General features: G+C 65.6%; 17 protein-coding genes. 11 read left to right on the top strand and 6 right to left on the bottom strand.

The window, feature by feature from the left end; all coding sequences use genetic code 11:
- Window positions 1-44 precede the first annotated feature (44 nt).
- Both QOL68_RS05780 and QOL68_RS05775 read right to left on the bottom strand, forming a co-directional pair.
- Window positions 45-1214 carry a serine hydrolase domain-containing protein gene (locus tag QOL68_RS05780; RefSeq protein ID WP_282947730.1) on the bottom strand — a complete coding sequence of 390 codons (1170 nt, stop codon included), beginning with the start codon at window positions 1212-1214 and terminating at the stop codon, window positions 45-47.
- Window positions 1215-1274: 60 nt separating this feature from the next.
- Window positions 1275-1925, bottom strand: coding sequence for a CAP domain-containing protein (locus QOL68_RS05775; protein ID WP_282947728.1), 651 nt, complete (start codon window positions 1923-1925; stop codon window positions 1275-1277).
- A gap of 235 nt (window positions 1926-2160) precedes the next feature.
- Here QOL68_RS05775 and ychF point away from each other — a divergent pair, with 235 nt between their 5' ends.
- Window positions 2161-3258: a redox-regulated ATPase YchF gene (gene ychF / locus QOL68_RS05770; RefSeq protein ID WP_282947726.1), complete on the top strand. Its 1098-nt coding sequence runs from the start codon at window positions 2161-2163 to the stop codon at window positions 3256-3258.
- Here the strand turns inward: ychF and QOL68_RS05765 are convergent.
- Window positions 3255-3659, bottom strand: a complete 405-nt coding sequence (locus tag QOL68_RS05765; RefSeq protein ID WP_058456611.1) for a MerR family transcriptional regulator — start codon at window positions 3657-3659, stop codon at window positions 3255-3257. The genes ychF and QOL68_RS05765 overlap by 4 nt on opposite strands.
- Window positions 3660-3691: 32 nt before the next feature.
- On the opposite strand from QOL68_RS05765, the gene QOL68_RS05760 reads away from it, so the two are divergent.
- Genes QOL68_RS05760 through QOL68_RS05750 form a run of 3 tightly spaced genes read left to right on the top strand, consistent with a single transcriptional unit; the run spans window position 3692 to window position 6145 of the window.
- A complete protein-coding gene (locus QOL68_RS05760; RefSeq protein WP_058456610.1) occupies window positions 3692-4438 on the top strand; it encodes a glutaredoxin family protein in 747 nt (248 codons plus the stop codon).
- A gap of 47 nt (window positions 4439-4485) precedes the next feature.
- Entirely contained in the window at window positions 4486-4779 is a 294-nt protein-coding gene (locus tag QOL68_RS05755; protein ID WP_156416617.1) for a hypothetical protein, read from the top strand.
- Window positions 4780-4822: 43 nt separating this feature from the next.
- Complete coding sequence (locus QOL68_RS05750; protein WP_282947722.1) at window positions 4823-6145, top strand: hypothetical protein; 1323 nt, start codon at window positions 4823-4825, stop codon at window positions 6143-6145.
- Between the two features lie 104 nt (window positions 6146-6249).
- On the opposite strand, the gene QOL68_RS05745 is transcribed toward QOL68_RS05750, so the two are convergent.
- Window positions 6250-7254 (bottom strand): DUF2167 domain-containing protein, encoded by a 1005-nt coding sequence (locus QOL68_RS05745; protein ID WP_282947720.1) that lies wholly within the window; start codon window positions 7252-7254, stop codon window positions 6250-6252.
- Between the two features lie 146 nt (window positions 7255-7400).
- Between QOL68_RS05745 and QOL68_RS05740 the strand changes: the two genes are divergently transcribed.
- Together QOL68_RS05740 and QOL68_RS05735 are read left to right on the top strand one after the other, a co-directional pair.
- Window positions 7401-8969 carry an alkaline phosphatase D family protein gene (locus QOL68_RS05740; protein WP_282947718.1) on the top strand — a complete coding sequence of 523 codons (1569 nt, stop codon included), beginning with the start codon at window positions 7401-7403 and terminating at the stop codon, window positions 8967-8969.
- 45 nt (window positions 8970-9014) lie between these two features.
- The gene (locus tag QOL68_RS05735) at window positions 9015-10208 is read left to right on the top strand and encodes an alkaline phosphatase family protein (protein WP_282947716.1); all 1194 of its coding nucleotides are present in this window, start codon (window positions 9015-9017) and stop codon (window positions 10206-10208) included.
- Here QOL68_RS05735 and QOL68_RS05730 read toward each other — a convergent pair whose 3' ends face one another.
- Both QOL68_RS05730 and mutL read right to left on the bottom strand, forming a co-directional pair.
- The gene (locus QOL68_RS05730) at window positions 10209-10739 is read right to left on the bottom strand and encodes a homogentisate 1,2-dioxygenase (RefSeq protein ID WP_282947714.1); all 531 of its coding nucleotides are present in this window, start codon (window positions 10737-10739) and stop codon (window positions 10209-10211) included. It abuts the gene before it with no gap.
- 1 nt (window position 10740) lies between these two features.
- Complete coding sequence (gene mutL, locus QOL68_RS05725; RefSeq protein WP_282947712.1) at window positions 10741-12561, bottom strand: DNA mismatch repair endonuclease MutL; 1821 nt, start codon at window positions 12559-12561, stop codon at window positions 10741-10743.
- 195 nt (window positions 12562-12756) lie between these two features.
- Here mutL and QOL68_RS05720 point away from each other — a divergent pair, with 195 nt between their 5' ends.
- The 5 genes from QOL68_RS05720 to rodA are packed head-to-tail and all read left to right on the top strand — an operon-like array spanning window position 12757 to window position 18264.
- Entirely contained in the window at window positions 12757-13803 is a 1047-nt protein-coding gene (locus tag QOL68_RS05720; RefSeq protein WP_058456604.1) for a rod shape-determining protein, read from the top strand.
- Window positions 13804-13820: 17 nt separating this feature from the next.
- On the top strand, window positions 13821-14726 hold the full coding sequence (gene mreC / locus QOL68_RS05715) for a rod shape-determining protein MreC (protein ID WP_215354006.1): 906 nt from the start codon (window positions 13821-13823) through the stop codon (window positions 14724-14726).
- Complete coding sequence (mreD, locus tag QOL68_RS05710; RefSeq protein WP_204993042.1) at window positions 14723-15244, top strand: rod shape-determining protein MreD; 522 nt, start codon at window positions 14723-14725, stop codon at window positions 15242-15244. The genes mreC and mreD overlap by 4 nt, the downstream gene beginning before the upstream one ends.
- Before the next feature lie 9 nt (window positions 15245-15253).
- Window positions 15254-17161 (top strand): penicillin-binding protein 2, encoded by a 1908-nt coding sequence (gene mrdA / locus QOL68_RS05705; protein WP_204993043.1) that lies wholly within the window; start codon window positions 15254-15256, stop codon window positions 17159-17161.
- A complete protein-coding gene (rodA, locus tag QOL68_RS05700; protein WP_204993044.1) occupies window positions 17158-18264 on the top strand; it encodes a rod shape-determining protein RodA in 1107 nt (368 codons plus the stop codon). Before mrdA ends, rodA begins: the two co-directional genes overlap by 4 nt.
- Window positions 18265-18279 lie beyond the last annotated feature (15 nt).

Raw genomic sequence — 18279 nt, 5'->3', positions numbered from 1 at the left:
GGCGGGCCGTCCGCTTCCCTTGATCGCGGGAGCGGGCGGCCGCCTCAGACGAATTTCATGTCGCCGAAAATCCAGCGCCATGGCGTACCGGTGTCACCCAGAATGTCACGAACGATCAGCGGGAAAGCGGCCTCGGCGCGAACATCGTTTGACATGATGAGGACGCAACGCTCCTGATTTACGAGGCAGACGAGCGCATTGCCGGTCGAATCATTGTGCCCACCGCGAAAGAAGGCGAGCCCCTGCGGACCTGTGTAGGTGATCAGCCCGACGCTCGCAGCCAGCCCCCTGTGCTGCTTCGCCTCGGGTACGTCGCCCGCCAAGGTCGGGAATTGCGCGGACGAACGGATTGGCTGGCCGGGGCGAACCAGTTCGCGCCACGCCATTTTCGAAAGCCCCTTGCCCGCCACCAAGGCGACCGCAAAATTCGCGAGATCAGTGATCGTCGTATCCATCGATCCGGCCATGCGAACACGACGGCGCTCGTCATGCGCCGCGACGCTGCCGTCGAGCGTCCAGCCGTCGGCATAGTTGGCCGTAAAATCGGAGCGCCATACCAGACTGGTGTTCGGCATATTGAGTGGATCGAAGACCAGCCGCTGAACCTGTTGCCCAGTGTCGAGTCCCAACCCCTTATCGAGCCCGAACTGGAGCAGCATGATGCCCTCGCCCGAATAGCCGTAGCGGCTGCCGGGATCGAAATGGAAACGTAGCTTCTCGTCGGGTTCAAGAAAGGAGAAGTTTGCGAAACCCGTGCTGTGGTTGAGGACATTACGCGGCGTCACCGTCCGCCAACGATCGTCGCCGGCGAGGTCACCCCAATTGCCATAAGCGTCGAGATTGCCATATTCGGGGAGTGGTTTGGCGAGCATTGCCGCGATCGGTTTGTCGAGATCAACCTTGCCCTCGTCGACCAGCCTTAGCACCGTGTAAGCGAAGACGGCCTTCGTCAGCGACGCGCCGTACATGATCGTATGCGGCGTCAGCGGGTCGCCCTTCGCATTGCGATCACCGAACGTCTGCACCGAAACGACCTTGCCCCTGTCGATCACCGCGATGGCGAGGCCGCGCGCGCCGGTCGCGGTCATTGCCTGTTTCGCAGTGTTCGCGACGGCGGTTTCGTCGGCAACACGCCGGTCTGCGACGGGTGTCGCCCCGGCGGCCGAGGTCATGAACAACGGCAACGCCAAGGCCATTTTCGCACGTCGGATCATGATCTCTCCTGTTTTCAGCGAGATCACTGTTATGCCATAGCAATACAGCTGGCAAGCTCGCTATGGAGCCGATCGCTGCGGCGGCGGGGGTGCGGTGCCGTCGCGCGTCGGCGACATCAGGATCACGCACATCAGGCGATAGTGCGGGTGCGACCCGCAGGCGACCCCGGCATAGCGCAGGTCGCTGCGCAGCAGACTGAAGCGGTGGCCGCGCCCCGGAACGCCGTCGTCGATCAGTAGCTGGTGGATAACCCCCGGCGGCGTCTGATGGCCATAGGTGATGACCTCGCTGACGTAGGGTCCGCCGCCGCGCGCGCGCATCCTGACGCCGGGATCGCTGTTGTTCGAATAATGACCGACGGCACCCGACCGCGATTGCACCGCGACATGGTCGGCGGCAGCCCGCTGGAGCAGGTCGCTCCAAACGAAGGACGGTCGCGGCGCCTCCGATCGCAACGCACGGATCGCCTCATTGACCGCGGCGACGCCCTCGTTCGTCATGATGTCGATGTCCTCGCCCTCTTCGGCGATCAGCAGCTTGCCGTCGAAGCGATCGCGATAGCCGGTCAGGTCATCGGCATAGGCCGCGGGATCCTCGCGGAAATGGTTGAGATCCTTGAACACCGCCGCCTCGAAGCCCGAGGGCGCGGCGGAGGCGGCGGCAGACACCGCCATCGCAGCGAGACCCGCGATCAGGAATCGGTTTCGCATAACCGGGACGTAGCGCACCGCGTCTGAATTTCCTGCATCTTTCGTCCAGTCCCTCGTTCGGTTCGGCGCACCCACGCGCCATTGCACCGCGAACTCCATCGTCGCCGGGCCACGTGCATCGCCCTCCAGCCGGTCTGGCGCGCCATATGGCTGGCATCGGACGCGACTTGGCGCTAGGGGCGCGGGCAAGACATGGCGTTCCATCCAGCAGCGCGCCAAACCTCACGGAGTTTTTATGGGTTTCAAATGCGGGATCGTCGGCCTGCCCAACGTCGGCAAGTCCACCCTGTTCAACGCGCTGACCGAAACCGCGGCGGCGCAGGCGGCAAATTATCCCTTCTGCACGATCGAGCCGAACATCGGCAATGTCGCGGTGCCCGACGGGCGGCTTGAAAAGCTGGCGGCGATCGCGAGCAGCAAGAAGATCATCGCGACGCAGCTCGCCTTCGTCGACATCGCCGGGCTGGTGCGCGGCGCGTCGAAGGGCGAAGGGCTGGGCAACCAGTTCCTTGGCAATATCCGCGAGGTCGATGCGATCGTCCATGTCCTGCGCTGTTTCGAAGATGACGACATCCAGCATGTCGAAAACCGCGTCGATCCCGTCGCCGACGCCGAGACGGTCGAGACCGAGCTGCTGCTCGCCGACCTCGAAAGCCTCGAAAAGCGCGTTCCCGCCTTTGCCAAGAAGGCCGCACAGGGCGACAAGGAGGCGAAGATCGCCGCGTCGGTCCTCGGCCAGGCGCTCGACCTTTTGCGTGACGGCAAGCCCGCACGCCTCGTGGAACCCAAGGATGACGAGGAAGCCCGTGTACTGCGGACCGCACAGCTGCTGACCTCGAAGCCCGTCCTATACGTCTGCAACGTCGACGAAGGCAGCGCGGCGAAGGGCAACGCCTTTTCGGAAAAGGTCTTCGCCAAGGCCGCGGCCGAGGGCGCGCAGGCCGTTGTCGTCTCGGCGGCGATCGAGAGCGAGCTGGTGACGATGGACATGGCCGACCGGCTCGAATTCCTCGAAGAGATGGGCCTGCACGAAACCGGCCTCGCGCGCGTCATCCGGGCCGGCTACGAGCTGCTCCACCTCATCACCTTCTTCACCGTCGGCCCGCAGGAAGCGCGCGCGTGGACCGTCCGCACCGGCGCGACCGCGCCCGAAGCCGCGGGCGAGATCCACAGCGATTTCCAGAAGGGCTTCATCCGCGCCGAGACGATCGCCTATGACGATTATGTCACGCTCGGCGGCGAGGCGAAGGCGCGCGAAGCCGGCAAGCTACGCGCCGAGGGCAAGGCCTATGTCGTCCACGACGGCGACGTGATGCACTTCCTGCATAGCTAGGCCGGGTCGAACGCGGCCAGAATCGGGCACGGCCCCTTGTCGCTCTTCGCGCACTGATCAGCGAGGCGCGCGAGAGCAGCCCGAGTTTCGGTCATCTGCGAAATCTTCTCATCGAGCACCTCGATCCGCTGGCGCGCCAGCGCACGCACGCGCGGCCGATCGTCGCTCTGATCGAGCTCGAGCAGTTCGGAAATCTCGTCGAGCGTGAAGCCCGAGGTCTGCGCCGAGCGGATGAACTTAAGGCGGCGCACATCGTCCGCATCGTAGCGCCTGATGCCGCCACCCCAGCCGTCGCCGCCGCTGCGCGCGGGCGTGCCCATCAGCCCGCGCCGCTGATAATAGCGGATCGTTTCGACCCCGACGCCGCCCGCAGCCGCCAATTTACCGATCGTGAGTTGCATCGCTTGACTCCGTACCATGGTACAGAAGCTATATGGGTCGCATGACGAAGCAAGCAACCCTCCATCGCATGGTCTTTCCCGACCACATCTGCCCCTTTGGCCTAAAGGCGAAGCATCTACTCGAACGCCGGGGCTATACCGTCGATGACCGTTGGCTGACGACGCGCACAGAAACCGACGCTTTCAAGGCGAAACATGGCGTCAAGACAACGCCGCAAACCTTCATCGATGGCGTCCGCGTCGGAGGCTACGACGATCTCCGTCATCATTTCGGACTGAAAGTCGCCGACGCGAACGCCACCAGCTATACCCCGGTCATCGCGCTGTTCACGATGACCGGGCTGATGGCGCTGGCGGCGAGCTTCGCGGTCGAGGGCAGCGCCTTCACGCTCCGCGCCGCCGAATGGTTCATCTCGTTCAGCATGGTCGTGCTGGCGCTGCTCAAGCTACAGGACGTCGACCGGTTTGCGACGATGTTTCTGAACTACGACCTGCTCGCCAGGCGCTGGGTGCCCTATGCCAGCATCTATCCGTTTGCCGAAGGTCTCGCTGGCGTGCTGATGACCGCGCACGCGCTGCCCGGACTGTCGATCCCGATCGCGCTTTTCATCGGCGGCATCGGCGCGGCATCCGTGTTAAAAGCCGTCTATATCGACAGACGCGACATCAAATGCGCGTGCGTCGGTGGCAGCAGCAAGGTGCCGCTGGGCTTCGTCTCGCTGACCGAAAATGTCATGATGGTCGCGATGGCGTTCTGGATGATGCGGATTTGGTTTTGACGGCCCCGCCTTTTCTCTTCCCGTTCGGCCGTGCTATGGGCGGCGCGATGTTGCGGCATTTGCTCCTCGCGCTGTTCCTGATCGGCTTGTCGCTGCCCGCGATGGCGCTGCCGGCGCGGGGGCAGAGCGCGCCGGTCGATTGTCATGGCACGCAACCCACGCACAAGCCTGACGGCAATGCCGGCAAAGTGGGCCATTTCTGCATCGGCTGCGTCGCCAATCCGGCGCTGCCAGCCGCGGAAGCGCCGCTTCCCCTTCCCGCTGCCGCGCCCGTTGCGCAGCCGATGACGGCGCTCGCGGGCGCCAATGCGCCGCCGAGCACCCCGCCCCCCCGCATCTGACGAAGACGGAAACCCCATTCCCGTTCTTTGTCAGGAAATTTATATGTCGAAACTGCCTTTTCTGGCGGGCGCCGCGGCGCTTGCCTTCTTTTCCCCATCCGCAGCCGCGCAGGATCATGGAGGACATGACATGTCCGCCGGAGCGGCCTCAGGCGACGAACCGATGGATCATGCGCGGATGGATCATTCGGCGATGGACCATTCGGCGGTGAGCCACGGCGATCCGGCGAGCCCCGCCGAGGGGTCGGGAACCGCGCGCCTGCCCGCCAACGAAGGCGGCCACACCGGGCTGCATATCGACGCCGGCGATGACTGGATGGTCATGGCGCACGGCTTCGCCTGGGGCGTCTATTCGGACCAGTCGGGGCCGCGCGGCGACGACAAGGCCACTATCCAGTCGATGCTGATGCTGTCGGGCGAAAAGGACACCGGATGGGGCCGCATCCAGCTCAAATCGATGATGAGCCTCGAGCCGCTGATGTCGAACCGCGGCTACCCCAACCTGTTCGCGACCGGCGAGACCGCAGGCGGCGAGCCGCTCGTCGATCGCCAACATCCGCACGACCTGTTCATGGAACTGGCGGCTCGGGTGGACATCGATGTCGGCGACAATGGCGAACGCATCTTCCTCTATGGCGGTCCCGTCGGCGAGCCAGCCATCGGGCCGAGCGCCTTCATGCACCGCGGCAGCGCCCGCTATAATCCCGAGGCGCCGATCACCCACCACTGGTTCGATTCGACGCACATCACCTATGGCGTCGCGACGCTGGGCTATCAGACGCGGGCGTTTCAACTCGAGGGCTCGCTCTTCACCGGCCGCGAGCCTGACGAGAAGCGCTGGAACATCGAAACGCCGCGCTTCGACAGTTGGGCAGTGCGTGGCACGTGGACCCCAACGCCCGACTGGGCGCTGCAGGTCAGCCATGCGCGCCTCAAGGAACCCGAGGCGCAGCATCCGGGCGAGAACGAGCATCGCACCACCGCGAGCGTCCAATATGCGAACGGCAAGGGTCTGTCCGCAAGCGCAGCGTTCAGTGCGAAGAACCGCGATCCCGGCGACACGCTCACCGCGTATCTCGCCGAGGTGAATTGGGACATCGACGATCATCACACGCTGTTCGGACGTATCGAGAATGTGAAAAATGACGAGCTGTTTTCGGACCATGACGACCCGCTTCACGATGTGCCGTTCCGCGTAACCAAATTCCAGGCGGGCTATGCCTATCGCATTCCGCTCACCGGGCCGCTGAACCTCGCGCTGGGCGGCAGCGTCGCGGCGTTCGACAAGCCGCGACTGCTCGATGCCGCCTATGGCAAGAACCCGATCGGCGCGACCGTGTTCGCTCGGCTCAGTATCGGGCGGTAGCTATCGCCCAGCCGTCCTTGCCTCGTCACCCCGGACTCGATCCGGGGTCCAAGCGGTCGAACGCAGCGGTGGATGCCGGATCAAGTCCGGCATGACGAGGAAGGTCAGTCGCGCTTGTCCTCGTCGGCGGGCGCTTCCCATTCGGAGGCGTCCATCGCGGGCTTGCGGCCGAACAGTCCGCCGATGAAATTGCGGAAGCCAGCAAAAAGCGCGACGAGGCCGATCAGCAGGAATTTGCCGAACTTGGCGAGGACCGCCAGCAACCCGACCTTCTTCGCGACCGCCGCCGCGCCACCGGCCGCGACGAGCCCTGCGAGGCCATATTCGGCCTTCTTGTCGGTCGACGCGTTGTAATCGGCGTAGCGCGCGCCGGCATGGAAGCTGCCGACGCTGGCGAAGGTCTTTGCCGCCTGGCGCACATCGTCGAGCTGACTCATGCTTGCGAGGATGTTCATGCTCAGCACACCTTCGCGTCCGAGCAAGCGGATGTCGTAGTTGAGCGTATCTTCGGGCGTATCGTCGAACTTGATGTCGCGCGCCCAGACGAGCGAATGCCGACCCGCATCGTAGGTCGGTGCCTGCGCCCAGCGCTGGAGAATGCCCGCGGGATAGCCCTGCGCACGGATGTCGGCCGCCTGCGCCTCGTCGCTCGCCTTCATGTTCGCGAGCATCTCTTCATAGTCGATCGTCTTGGCATCATCGTCCGACACATAGCCGGTGCCCTCATAGGTGATTACCGCCGACCAGGTGTCGTCGATGAAGCTCTTGCCCTTCGGAAACACCATGCCGAGCACACCGTTCGCCGACGCGGGCGGGTTGCGCCAGATGTCGACCAGGATCGTGCGCGACTGTTCGGGCCCGACGAAATAATATTGGTCGCCGAGATTGAGGTCGGCCTTCGCCGCCCGAATCGGGATCGTCCCCGTCTGGCGGTCGAGCTCCTTCAGCAGCTTCTCGGTCGCGGCGCGCTGCCGCACGATCATCTCGCTCTCGGCCGAGCTGGCGGTGGTCGTCGGTGCGGCCGCATGAAGAATGGTAGTTGGCGCTGCCGCGATCGCGAGCGCCCCTGCCAAAGCCAATGCGCTGCGCTTGTTCGATATTCTGCTCATGATCATCCCCCCGGTTGATCACCGGTCTGTCTCAAACTTGGGCGATGCTGACAAGCGGCAAAAGGTCCAAAGCGGCGCATGGGCATGCGTGGATGGCTCGGCTATGCCGTTCGCGCTGAGTCGCAACTTTCGCTTTCGGAGCCGCCATGCTGAACCGCCGCCATTTTCTTGCTACCGCGACGCTCGCGGGCCTGTCGGCGCCCGCGATTCTGCGCGCGGAGGCCGGCATCTTCCGCGACTTTCCGTTCGGGCTTGGCGTCGCCGCGGGCGATCCGGCGAGCGATGGCTTCGTCATCTGGACCCGCCTCGCGCCCGAGCCGATGGCGCCGCACGGCGGGATGCCGCCGGTCAACGTGCCTGTCGATTGGGAGGTCTCTCCCGACAGCGGCTTTCGCGAGGTCGTCGCCAAGGGAACCGAACTCGCCCGTCCGGAACTCGGCCACAGCGTTCATGTCGAGGTTGCCGGGCTCCAGCCGAACCGCCCCTATTATTACCGTTTCACCGCAGGCGGCGAGCGCAGCCTGCGCGGGCGGGCGAAGACGCTGCCCCCGGTCGGCGCCAACGTCGATGCGCTGACGTTCGGCGTCTGCGGCTGCCAGCATTATGAATCGGGCTTCTATGGCGCGTACCGTCATCTCGCCCGCGAGGACCTCGCCTTCGTCTATCACTATGGCGATTTCATCTATGAATATCAGCAGGATTACCTGTTTCCCGACGGCCTCCCCGTCCGGCCGGTGCGCCAATATGCGTTACGCGGACTCCAGGATCTCGGCGACTTCCGCACCGCCTATTCGCAAACATTGTTCGACATCGACATGCAGGCGGCGCGCTCGCAGCACGCCTTCGTTTCCAGCTTCGACGATCACGAGATCCGCAACGACTGGGTCTCGGTCTATGACGACTGGAAGATGGACCTCGACGGCAACGACCCCGACGCGCCGCCGCCCGAAGTCTTCATGCTACGCCGCCAGGCGGCGTTCCAGGCGTGGTACGAGCATATGCCGGTGCGTAAGGCGCTGCTCCCGCGCGGCGGCTTCATCGCGGCGAACCGCGAGCTGCGCTACGGCAATCTGATGGCGATGCAGATACTCGATACGCGGCAGTATCGCAGCAATCAGCCATGCGGCGACGGCTTCAAGCCGGCGTGCCCCGAAGTGTTTGCCAAGGATGCGCAGGTGCTCGGCAAGGCGCAGGAGGACTGGCTCGCGAAGAATCTCGGCGAAGGCGGCGCGACGTGGAACGGCATCGCGCAGCAGGTGACGATGATGTCGCTCGACCGCCGCCGCCGCGAGGACGAGCCGAAGAAGATCGTCAATCTCGACAGCTGGCCGGGTTACGACGCCCCGCGCGAGCGCATTTTATCGCGTTTCGCGGGGCTCAAGAATACCATCGTGCTGACCGGCGACGAGCACCAGAATTTCTGCGGCGATCTGGTCCACAGGGACAAGATCGTGGCCGCCGAAATCGTCGCGACCTCGATCTCGAGCGGCGGCGACGGCAGCGACCAGCGCAAGGGCACCGACGTGTTCCTGAAGCTGAACCCCGAGCTCAAATTCGCGAACGACCAGCGCGGCTATGTCGTGTGCGAGGTCGGCAAGGAGGCATGGCAATCGCACTTCATGGTCGTCGACAAGGTGACGACGCCGACCAACACGTTGTCGAAGCGCGCGACCGCGGTGGTCGAGCGCGACGTCGCCGGGATCAAGATGGCCTGAGCCCTTGTCGCGTCGCGGTCATATTTCGGGCATAGCGGCCCGCGCATGATACGCATTCTCCCGCTTCTTCTGCTGTTGTTCGCCGCCTGCCCCGCCCAAGCGCAGGAGGTGCGCAAGCCCGTCACCATCCTGATCTCGATCGACGGCTTTCGCGCCGACTATCGGGAGCGCGGCATCACGCCGACCCTGTCTAAGCTGGCGGCCGAGGGCGCGCATGGCGCGCTGCGCCCGTCGTTTCCGACCAAGACCTTCCCCAATCATTATGCGATCGTCACCGGGAAGCGCCCCGACACCAACGGAATCACCGGCAACAACATGATCGACCCGCGGCGACCCGCGGTGAAGTTCAGCCTTGGCGACCCCAAGCAGTCGCTCGATCCCTTCTGGTGGGACGAGGCGGAGCCGGCCTGGGTGACCGCGAACAAGGCCGGCGTCCGCACCGCGACGATGTTCTGGCCGGGCAGCGAGGTCGCGATCCACGAGATACGTCCGCCCGACTGGCTCCGCTACGACGAGAATGTCGGCTATGCGCAGCGCGTCAACACGATCCTCGACTGGATGCGCCGTCCCGCCGACATCCGCCCGGCCTTCGTGACGCTCTATTTCGAGGCGGTCGACAGCGCGGGGCATGAGTTTGGTCCCGACAGCGCCGAAGTGAACGCCGCGATCGCGGAGGTGGATGCACGGATCGGCGACCTCGTCGCAGGGCTCGCTGCGATGGGCCAGCCGGCGCAGTTGCTCGTCGTCGCCGATCACGGGATGCGCGCGATCGACGAAAGCCGCGTGATCCAGCTGGCCGACCTGATCGACCTGCCCAGCATCATCGCGGTCGAGACGGGCCCCTATGCCGCGATCGAACCCGCCGCGGGGACCGACAACCGCGTCTATGACGCACTGCTCAAGCCGCACGACCATATGACGTGCAACCGGCGCGAGGAGCTGCCCGAGCGGTTGCACTATGGCAAGAATCCGCGCGTCGCGGCGATCATCTGCATCGCCGAGCCCGGCTGGTCGATCCTCGCCGGCCCGCCGCAATGGCCGGTCAAGGGCGGCGCCCACGGCTATGACAATCAGGATCTGCAGATGCTCGCGCTTTTCGTGGCAAGCGGCACGCCGCTGAAGGGTGACGTCGGCATCGTCGACAATATCGAAGTCTATCCGCTGCTCATGCGACTGATCGGCGTCGCACCGATCCCGGGCGACGCCAGCGGCGCGCTCGTCAAACGCCTGCCGCGCTGATCAGCGCACCACCGCCATCGCGCGGATGGAGGCGTTCGGCGCGTTGACGATCTGGAGCAGGTAGCGGCCTTCGGTCACGTTGAAGTCGACCGTCTTGCGGATTCCCGAGCAAGCGGGGCCGTGCCTGTGGCTGACCGACGCTACTGTCTTTCCGTCATGCACGAGATCGATCCACGCGCCCTCGTCGAGCGCGACGGTGAGGCGGCCGGGTTTCTTGACGATGATCGGCACCATGCCGCCGAACTTGAACGGATCGGGCTCGCGCGCGGGCGCGATCCAGTAGCTGAGGCTTTCGTACCGGTGGAGCGCGAGCCCGGTGCGCGCGGCCGCCAGCGGCGGCCAGTCGGCAGCACGTGCGTCGCCATAGCCGTAGATGGTCTTGTTCGAACTGTTCCGCGCCCAGCCCGACAGCTCGGGCGGCAGGACGGGTTTGGCGGGGCAGGCGTCGGGCTTTTTGGCCGGGGCAGCCATCACGAAATGCACCGGTATGGAAGATGCCGCCAATAGCAGTGCGATTGCGAAAAACCTCATCCTATTTCCTTCCGAACAGTTTCTCCACATCGTCCATCGCAAGCTTCACCCAGGTCGGGCGGCCATGGTTGCACTGGCCCGAATGCGGCGTCACCTCCATCTGGCGGAGCAGCGCGTTCATTTCGGGTACGCTGAGGGTTCGTCCGGCCCGCACCGAGCCGTGGCACGCCATCGTCGCGGCAACGAGTTCGAGCTTTTCGGAGAGGCCGAGCGCGGCGTCATAGCCCGCGAGATCGTCGGCGATGTCGTTGACGAGTTTTTGCGTGTCGATCGCCCCGAGCATCGCGGGCGTCGCGCGCACCATGACCGCCGCCGGGCCGAAGCGTTCGAGCTCGACGCCGAGCGCGGCGAGCTGCGGCGCGGCGGCTTCGAGCCGGTCGCACGCGGGTTCGTCGAGTTCGATGACTTCGGGCAGCAGCAGCCCCTGCGACGGCACGGCGCGCCCCGCCATGCCGTGGCGGAGCTGTTCGAGCACGAGCCGTTCGTGCGCGGCGTGCTGGTCGACGATCACAAGCCCGTCCTCGGCCTCGGCGACGATGTAGGTGTTGGCGATCTGGCCGCGCGCGATGCCGAGCGGGTGCTCGTCGGCCATCGGCGGCGGCGCGACGGCGACCTCGGCGCGCCCCGAGGGCGGCGCGGGCGCCGCCGACGCAAAGGGCACGAGCCGGTCATAGACGCGCGCGACATCCTCGCCCGCCGGCGTGATGTCGGCGCCGAACAGGTGGACGGCGGGCTCGGTGCGGCGGCCGAAGAGGAACCCGGTTGCGGGCTCGGGCGGCGGCACCGGCTCTTGCTGCCACGCCGACAGCGCCGCCTCGGCGGGACGCTGCACGCTACGGAACCCATGCTCGTCGAGCGCGCGGCGAAGCCCGCCGACGATCATCCCGCGAACGAGTTGCGGATCGCGGAACCGCACTTCGGTCTTCGCGGGATGGACGTTCACGTCGACCTCGCTGGTCGGAATATCGAGGAACAGCGCGACGACCGGATGGCGATCGCGCGCGAGCAGGTCGGCGTAGGCGCCGCGCAGCGCGCCGACGAGCAGCCGGTCCTTCACCGGGCGCCCGTTGACGAACAGATATTGATGGTCGGCGATGCCGCGATTGTAGGTCGGCAGGCTGATGACGCCGCCCAGCCGCGCCGCGCCGCGTTCCACATCGACCCCGATGCTGTTCGCCGCCAGCTCGCGCTGCGTGAGCGCGGCGACCCGCGACAGCCGATCCTGTCCGCCCTGCACGTCAAGGACGCGGCGCCCGTCATGTTCGACGACGAAAGCGATGTCGGGGCGCGCCATCGCGAGCCGCTTCACGACATCGAGGCAGGCGGCATATTCGCTGCGAGGGCTGCGCAGGAACTTGCGCCGTGCCGGAACGCGCGCGAACAGATCCTCGACGAGAACGCGCGTCCCTTTCGCCAGCGCCGCCGGTCCTTCGGCGATCACGGCGCCATTGTCGACCACGCGTCGCCACCCGTCGCCACCGGCAACCCGGCTTTCGAGCGTCAGCCGCGCGACGCTCGCGATCGAGGGCAGCGCCTCGCCGCGAAAACCCATCGTCGTGACGTCCTCGATCTCGTCGGTCGGCAGCTTCGAGGTCGCATGGCGTTCGAGCGCCAGCGCCATGTCGGCGGCGGTCATTCCGCAACCGTCGTCCTCGACCTCCAGCCGCGCCATCCCGCCCTCGGCGATTCGCACCGAAATGCGAGTCGCGCCGGCGTCGATGGCGTTTTCAACCAGCTCCTTGAGCGCCGCGGCCGGTCTTTCAACCACTTCACCGGCCGCGATCCGATTTACGAGCTTTTCCGGCAGGCGGCGTATTGACATGGAAGCTCTCCTAGCGCAGTCGGACGCAAATCGCGACCCATCCGCACAGCCTGATCATTTTATCCAGCCATCCGTTCGGACAGGCCGGACTCTCCCCCTGATTGCTGCTGTTGACGGCGGGACATGCGGAGTCAAAATTCTACGGGGGCACGGTCCATCCTGGACCGGCGGCGCCGATGACAGGAAGCAGTATAGATGTCCTTCTTTTCTCGCTGGCTTAAATTCAATTCCCAAGACATGGCTATCGACCTCGGCACCGCGAACACCGTGGTCTATGTGCGCGGCAAGGGCATCGTGCTCAACGAGCCGTCGGTGGTGGCGGTCGAGACGCTGAACGGCATCAAGCGCGTGAAGGCGGTCGGCGACGATGCGAAGCTGATGATGGGCAAGACCCCCGACAGCATCGAGGCGATCCGTCCGCTGCGTGACGGCGTCATCGCCGACATCGACGTCGCCGAACAGATGATCAAGCACTTCATCACCAAGGTGCATGGTGGAAAGCCCAATGCGTTCCGCAGCCCCGAAATCGTGATCTGCGTCCCCTCGGGCTCGACCAGCGTCGAACGCCGTGCGATCCGCGACGCCGCGTCGAACGCGGGCGCCAGCGAAGTGTGGCTGATCGAGGAGCCGATGGCCGCCGCGATCGGCGCCGACATGCCAGTCACCGAGCCGATCGGATCGATGGTCGTCGACATCGGCGGCGGCACCACCGAAGTCGCGGTGCTCTCGCTCCGCGGCCTTGCCTACACCACCTCGGTCCGCGCCGGCGGCGACAAGATGGACGAAGCGATCGTCTCCTATGTCCGCCGACACCATAACCTGCTGATCGGCGAAGCGACCGCGGAGCGGATCAAGAAGGATTTCGGCATCGCGCGCATCCCCGCCGACGGGGTCGGCATGACGATCCACATCAAAGGCCGCGACCTCGTCAACGGCGTGCCCAAGGAAATCTCGATCAACCAGGCGCAGATCGCCGAGGCGCTGTCCGAACCGATCGGCACGATCGTCGAGGGCGTCCGCATCGCGCTGGAGAACACCGCGCCCGAACTCGCGGCCGACATCGTCGACCAGGGAATCGTGCTGACCGGCGGCGGTGCGCTGATCGCCGAGCTCGACGAACTGCTCCGCGACGCGACCGGCCTGCCCGTCACGGTCGCCGAAGACCCGCTGACCTGCGTCGCGATCGGCACCGGCCGCGCGATGGAGGATCCGGCCTTCCGCGGCGTGCTGCAGCAAGCCTGATCGGGTAACGTCGCACCATGGTCCGCCCGGCACATCGGCGTCCGGGGCAATCCCGAAAGGCCCAGTACAGCCTGTTCGTTGCCTATGTCATTGCGGTGACAGGGGCAGTGGCGGGCTTGCTGCTGGCTGTGCTGTCGGTCGTCGATCCCGTCGGCTTCGCTGCGCTGCGCGTCGCGAGCCACGAGGTCACGGCGCCGATCGCGCGCGCCAGCCGGTCGGTCATCGGTTCGATCTCGGGCATCGATGACGCCGTGTCCGCCTATGTCGGCGCGGGATCGCAGAACCGCCGGCTCCGCAAGGAACTCGCCGCGACCCGCCGCCAGCTGGTCGCGACCAGCTCGCTGCAGGAAGAGAACCGCCAGCTCAAGGCGCTGCTCAAGCTGCAGGAAGCCGACAAGACCGCGATCGCCAACGGGTATCTGCTCACCTCGACCTCGACGAGCAGCAAGCGCATCGCGCTGCTCAGCATCGGACGCAATCTGGGTGTCGCAGCGGGTCAACCGGTGCGCGGTGCCGACGGTCTGATCGGCCGCATCCTCGGCTCGGGTCCGTCGGTGTCGCAGGTGCTGCTGATCACCGATATCGACAATATCGTTCCCGTCCGCCGCGCGCGCGACGGTCTGCCCGCGCTTGCCTATGGCCGCGGCAACGGCGATCTCGACATCCGCACGCTCAATATCGCGAACAATCCGTTCAAACCCGGCGATATCCTCGTCACCTCAGGGACCGGCGGCCTCTATCCGCCGAACATCCCGGTCGCGATCGTCATCCGCCGCCAGGACGACGGCGCCCTCGCCCGCCCGCTCGCCGACCCTGCGAAGGTCGACGCGGTGTCGGTGCTTCGCCCCTATACGCCCGACAATGCCGAGGCGCTGCTGAAGCCCGACGCCGACGCGGTGCCCGAGGTTCCGAAGGCGCCATGAACCAGAAAGGGCCGCGTCTCGGCGAACCGGCATCGCTGTGGCGGATGCGCGCGGTGCCGGTCGCCACGGTGATGATCGCATCGGCGCTGCCGCTGATGCTGCCGTTGGTCGCGAGTTCGCCGGTGCTGCCGCCGCTCGGCCTGCTGTTCTTCCTCTGCTGGCAGCTGCTGCGGACGGAGATGTGGCCGGTGTGGATCGGCCTCCCCCTCGGGTTGTGGGACGACCTGTTCAGCGGCGCACCGATCGGCACGGCCGTCTTCCTGTGGACCGCGGCGAGTATCGCGATCGCCTATCTGTCGCAGCGCATCTATTGGCGCGGCTTTTTCCACGACTGGGCGATCGGCGCGCTGCTCGTGGCGCTCGTCCAGGCGATCGCCGCGCTGCTCACCCATCCGCACGCCGAGACCGGACGCGTTTTGGGCCTGGTCGCGCCGCAAATTATCGTTTCGATCCTGCTCCTCCCGCTCTTCCTTCGCCTCACCGGCAAGTTTGACAATTTCCGCCTGAAACGTCGATAAAACCCCTTCATGTTTGGCAAAAAGAGTCCCCCGATCACCGAAGCCTGGCGCGGCTTCACCTTCACCCGCCGCGCGCTCGTCGTCGGCGGCGCGCAGGCGGCGGTCGGCGTGGCGCTCGCCGCGCGCATGGCCTATATTTCGGTGATCGACAACGAACGCTATGTGCTCGAAGCGGAGAGCAACCGCGTCAATCTGACGCTGGTTCCGCCGCGCCGCGGCTGGATCGTCGACCGGAACGGCAAGGCGCTTGCGAACAACCGCGTGTCCTTGCGCGTCGACATCATCCCCGACCGGCTGCACAACAAGGAGAATGTCCTCGGGCAGCTCCGGACGCTGCTCCGCCTCGACAATGACGCGATGGAACGTATCGAGCGCGACCTGAAGGCCGCATCGGGCTTTCAGCCGGTCGCGATCGCCGAGGATATGACCGAGCAGGAATATTCGTCGATCCTCGTCCACCTGCCGGAACTGCCCGGTGTCGCGCCGCAGCGCGGCTTCGCGCGCAACTATCCGACCGGCGCCGCCGTCGGCCACCTCATCGGCTACGTCGGCGCGCCGACCGCCGAGGAATATGAGAAGGTCAAGGACCCGCTCTACATCACCCCCGGCTACAAGACCGGCAAGGACGGACTCGAAAAATATTTCCAGCAGATGCTGCGCGGCAAGCCCGGCGCCAAACGCGTCGAGGTCACCGCGCGTGGCAAGGTCGTGCGCGAACTGTCGACCCAGCCCGACGTACAGGGCAAGACCGTTCACCTGACCATCGACGCCGACCTGCAGGACTATGTCGCGCGGCGCATGGGCCCCGAGTCCGGCGCGGCGGTCGTCATCGACACGCATACCGGCGACATCCTCGCCTTCGTCTCGATGCCGAGCTTCGATCCGAACAGCTTCTCGGACGGGATCAGCAATTCGGAATATAGCTGGCTGCGCGCCGACGATCACCAGCCGCTGATCAACAAGGCGACGCGCGGCCTCTATCCGCCGGGATCGACGCTGAAGCCGATGGCCGCGATCGCCGCGATCGAGCATGGCATCGACCCCAGCGAGCGCCACACCTGCATCGGCGGCTACCGTCTCGGCAGCCGCTTCTTCCGCTGCCTTGGCACGCATGGCAGCCTCGACATGCCGCACGCGATCATGAAAAGCTGTAACAGCTATTTCTACTGGGTTGCCCACCGGCTGGGCTATGATGCGATCGCGCCGACCGCGCGCCTGATGGGGCTAGGCGAGGAATTCCAGCTCGCGGGCAGCAACCAGCGTTTCGGGACGATTCCCGATAGCGCCTGGAAAATGAAGAAATATGACCAGCCATGGTCGGCATCGGACTCGCTGAACGCGGTCATCGGCCAGGGCTATGTCAGCGTGAACCCGCTCCAGCTCGCCGTCATGGCATCGCGCATCGCGTCGGGCCGCCGCCTCTATCCGCGCCTCGTCAACCGGCAGTTCAAGAATGAGGCCCTCCCCTTCTCTGCCGAGGCGCTGGCCACCGCACGCGAAGGCATGGACCTCGTCGTCAATGGGCCGGGCGGCACCGCCGGGCGCAGCCGCCTGCCGCTCGACGGCATCGCGATGGCGGGCAAGACGGGCACCGCACAGGTGCGCGGCCTCAACACCGGTAACGGCAAGGGGGGGACGTGGCGCTTTCGCGACCACGGCCTGTTCATCGGCTTCGCACCGGTCGACAATCCCCGCTACGCGATTTCGGTCATTATCGAGCATGGCATGGGCGGCAGCCGCGCCGCGGCGCCCGTCGCCAAGGACGTCTTAACCTTCATCTACGATCGCGAAAAGGGGATGGAGGCGCTCGAGACCTTCGAGGCCGGCTGGGGCGGCACGATCAAGGAACGCATGGACCGCAACTACGCCGCCTGGAAGGCCGGCATTGCGGCGCCCGATCCGGGCCTCGCCCAATGATCCCGGTTCCACCCGCGATCCAGCGCTTCCCCTGGAAGCTCATTGCGCTTTTGGCGGCTATCTGCGGCTTCGGTCTGCTCGTCCTCTATTCGGCGGCGGGCGGCAACTGGTCGCCTTGGGCGTGGCAGCAGGGTGTCCGCTTCCTCGTCTTTCTGGGCGCCGCGCTCGTGATCGGACGCCTTCCGCTCCGTCTCTTCGAGGATTTCGCCTATATCGGCTATATCGGGGTGCTCGCGCTACTGATGGCGGTCGAACTGCTCGGTTTCGTCGGCGGCGGCAGCCAGCGATGGCTGAACCTCGGCTTCATCAACCTCCAGCCATCCGAGCTGATGAAAGTCGCGATCGTGATCGCGCTTGCACGCTTCTATACGCAGCTACCGCCGGGCAACACGCGCACCTTCACCGCGCTCTGGCCCGCCCTCCTCGCGATCGGCTTTCCGGCGGCACTCGTCATGCTCCAGCCCGACCTCGGCACGGCGCTCGCGATCTCGATCGGCGGCGTCGTGGTGATGTTCGTCGCGGGCCTTCCCTTCTGGTGGTTCGGCAGCGCAGCGGGTGCCGGCGTCGCGGCATTGCCCATCCTCTTCTCGATGCTGCATGACTATCAGCAGAAGCGCGTCCTGATCTTCCTCGACCCCGAAAGCGACCCCCTGGGCGCGGGCTATCATATCAGCCAGTCGAAGATCGCGATCGGTTCGGGCGGGATCGGCGGCAAGGGTTTCCTCAACGGGTCGCAGAGCCATCTCGACTATCTCCCCGAAGGCCACACCGACTTCATCTTCGCAACGATGGCGGAAGAATGGGGACTGATCGGTGGCCTGGCACTGCTCTTCGCGTTCTTCCTGCTGCTGCGCTGGGGCACGCGCGTCGCGCTCCGTGCCCGGACGCGCTTCGGCCAGCTCACCGCGGCGGGGCTCACGATGACGATCTTTTTCTACATCGCGATCAACCTGTCGATGGTGATGGGCATGGCGCCCGTCGTCGGCATCCCGCTGCCGCTCTTTTCCTACGGCGGTTCGTCGATGCTGACGATCATGACGTGCGTCGGCATCATCCTGGCGATCGAAAACGACAGCAAAACCGGGACACGCCGCTTTCATTGAAGAAAATCTGCAATT

Origin of the sequence: Sphingopyxis sp. Geo25, assembly GCF_949769135.1 — a bacterium.
GTDB lineage: Bacteria > Pseudomonadota > Alphaproteobacteria > Sphingomonadales > Sphingomonadaceae > Sphingopyxis.
Note: the sequence above shows the minus strand (reverse complement) of the source record. Positions and strands in the feature narration are given on the sequence as shown.

Coding starts and splice junctions, on each gene's coding strand:
- QOL68_RS05780 (WP_282947730.1), bottom strand. CDS start 1,214: ATGATCCGACGTGCGAAAATGGCCTTGGCGTTGCCGTTGTTCATGACC.
- QOL68_RS05775 (WP_282947728.1), bottom strand. CDS start 1,925: ATGCGAAACCGATTCCTGATCGCGGGTCTCGCTGCGATGGCGGTGTCT.
- ychF (WP_282947726.1), top strand. CDS start 2,161: ATGGGTTTCAAATGCGGGATCGTCGGCCTGCCCAACGTCGGCAAGTCC.
- QOL68_RS05765 (WP_058456611.1), bottom strand. CDS start 3,659: ATGCAACTCACGATCGGTAAATTGGCGGCTGCGGGCGGCGTCGGGGTC.
- QOL68_RS05760 (WP_058456610.1), top strand. CDS start 3,692: ATGGGTCGCATGACGAAGCAAGCAACCCTCCATCGCATGGTCTTTCCC.
- QOL68_RS05755 (WP_156416617.1), top strand. CDS start 4,486: ATGTTGCGGCATTTGCTCCTCGCGCTGTTCCTGATCGGCTTGTCGCTG.
- QOL68_RS05750 (WP_282947722.1), top strand. CDS start 4,823: ATGTCGAAACTGCCTTTTCTGGCGGGCGCCGCGGCGCTTGCCTTCTTT.
- QOL68_RS05745 (WP_282947720.1), bottom strand. CDS start 7,254: ATGAGCAGAATATCGAACAAGCGCAGCGCATTGGCTTTGGCAGGGGCG.
- QOL68_RS05740 (WP_282947718.1), top strand. CDS start 7,401: ATGCTGAACCGCCGCCATTTTCTTGCTACCGCGACGCTCGCGGGCCTG.
- QOL68_RS05735 (WP_282947716.1), top strand. CDS start 9,015: ATGATACGCATTCTCCCGCTTCTTCTGCTGTTGTTCGCCGCCTGCCCC.
- QOL68_RS05730 (WP_282947714.1), bottom strand. CDS start 10,739: ATGAGGTTTTTCGCAATCGCACTGCTATTGGCGGCATCTTCCATACCG.
- mutL (WP_282947712.1), bottom strand. CDS start 12,561: ATGTCAATACGCCGCCTGCCGGAAAAGCTCGTAAATCGGATCGCGGCC.
- QOL68_RS05720 (WP_058456604.1), top strand. CDS start 12,757: ATGTCCTTCTTTTCTCGCTGGCTTAAATTCAATTCCCAAGACATGGCT.
- mreC (WP_215354006.1), top strand. CDS start 13,821: ATGGTCCGCCCGGCACATCGGCGTCCGGGGCAATCCCGAAAGGCCCAG.
- mreD (WP_204993042.1), top strand. CDS start 14,723: ATGAACCAGAAAGGGCCGCGTCTCGGCGAACCGGCATCGCTGTGGCGG.
- mrdA (WP_204993043.1), top strand. CDS start 15,254: ATGTTTGGCAAAAAGAGTCCCCCGATCACCGAAGCCTGGCGCGGCTTC.
- rodA (WP_204993044.1), top strand. CDS start 17,158: ATGATCCCGGTTCCACCCGCGATCCAGCGCTTCCCCTGGAAGCTCATT.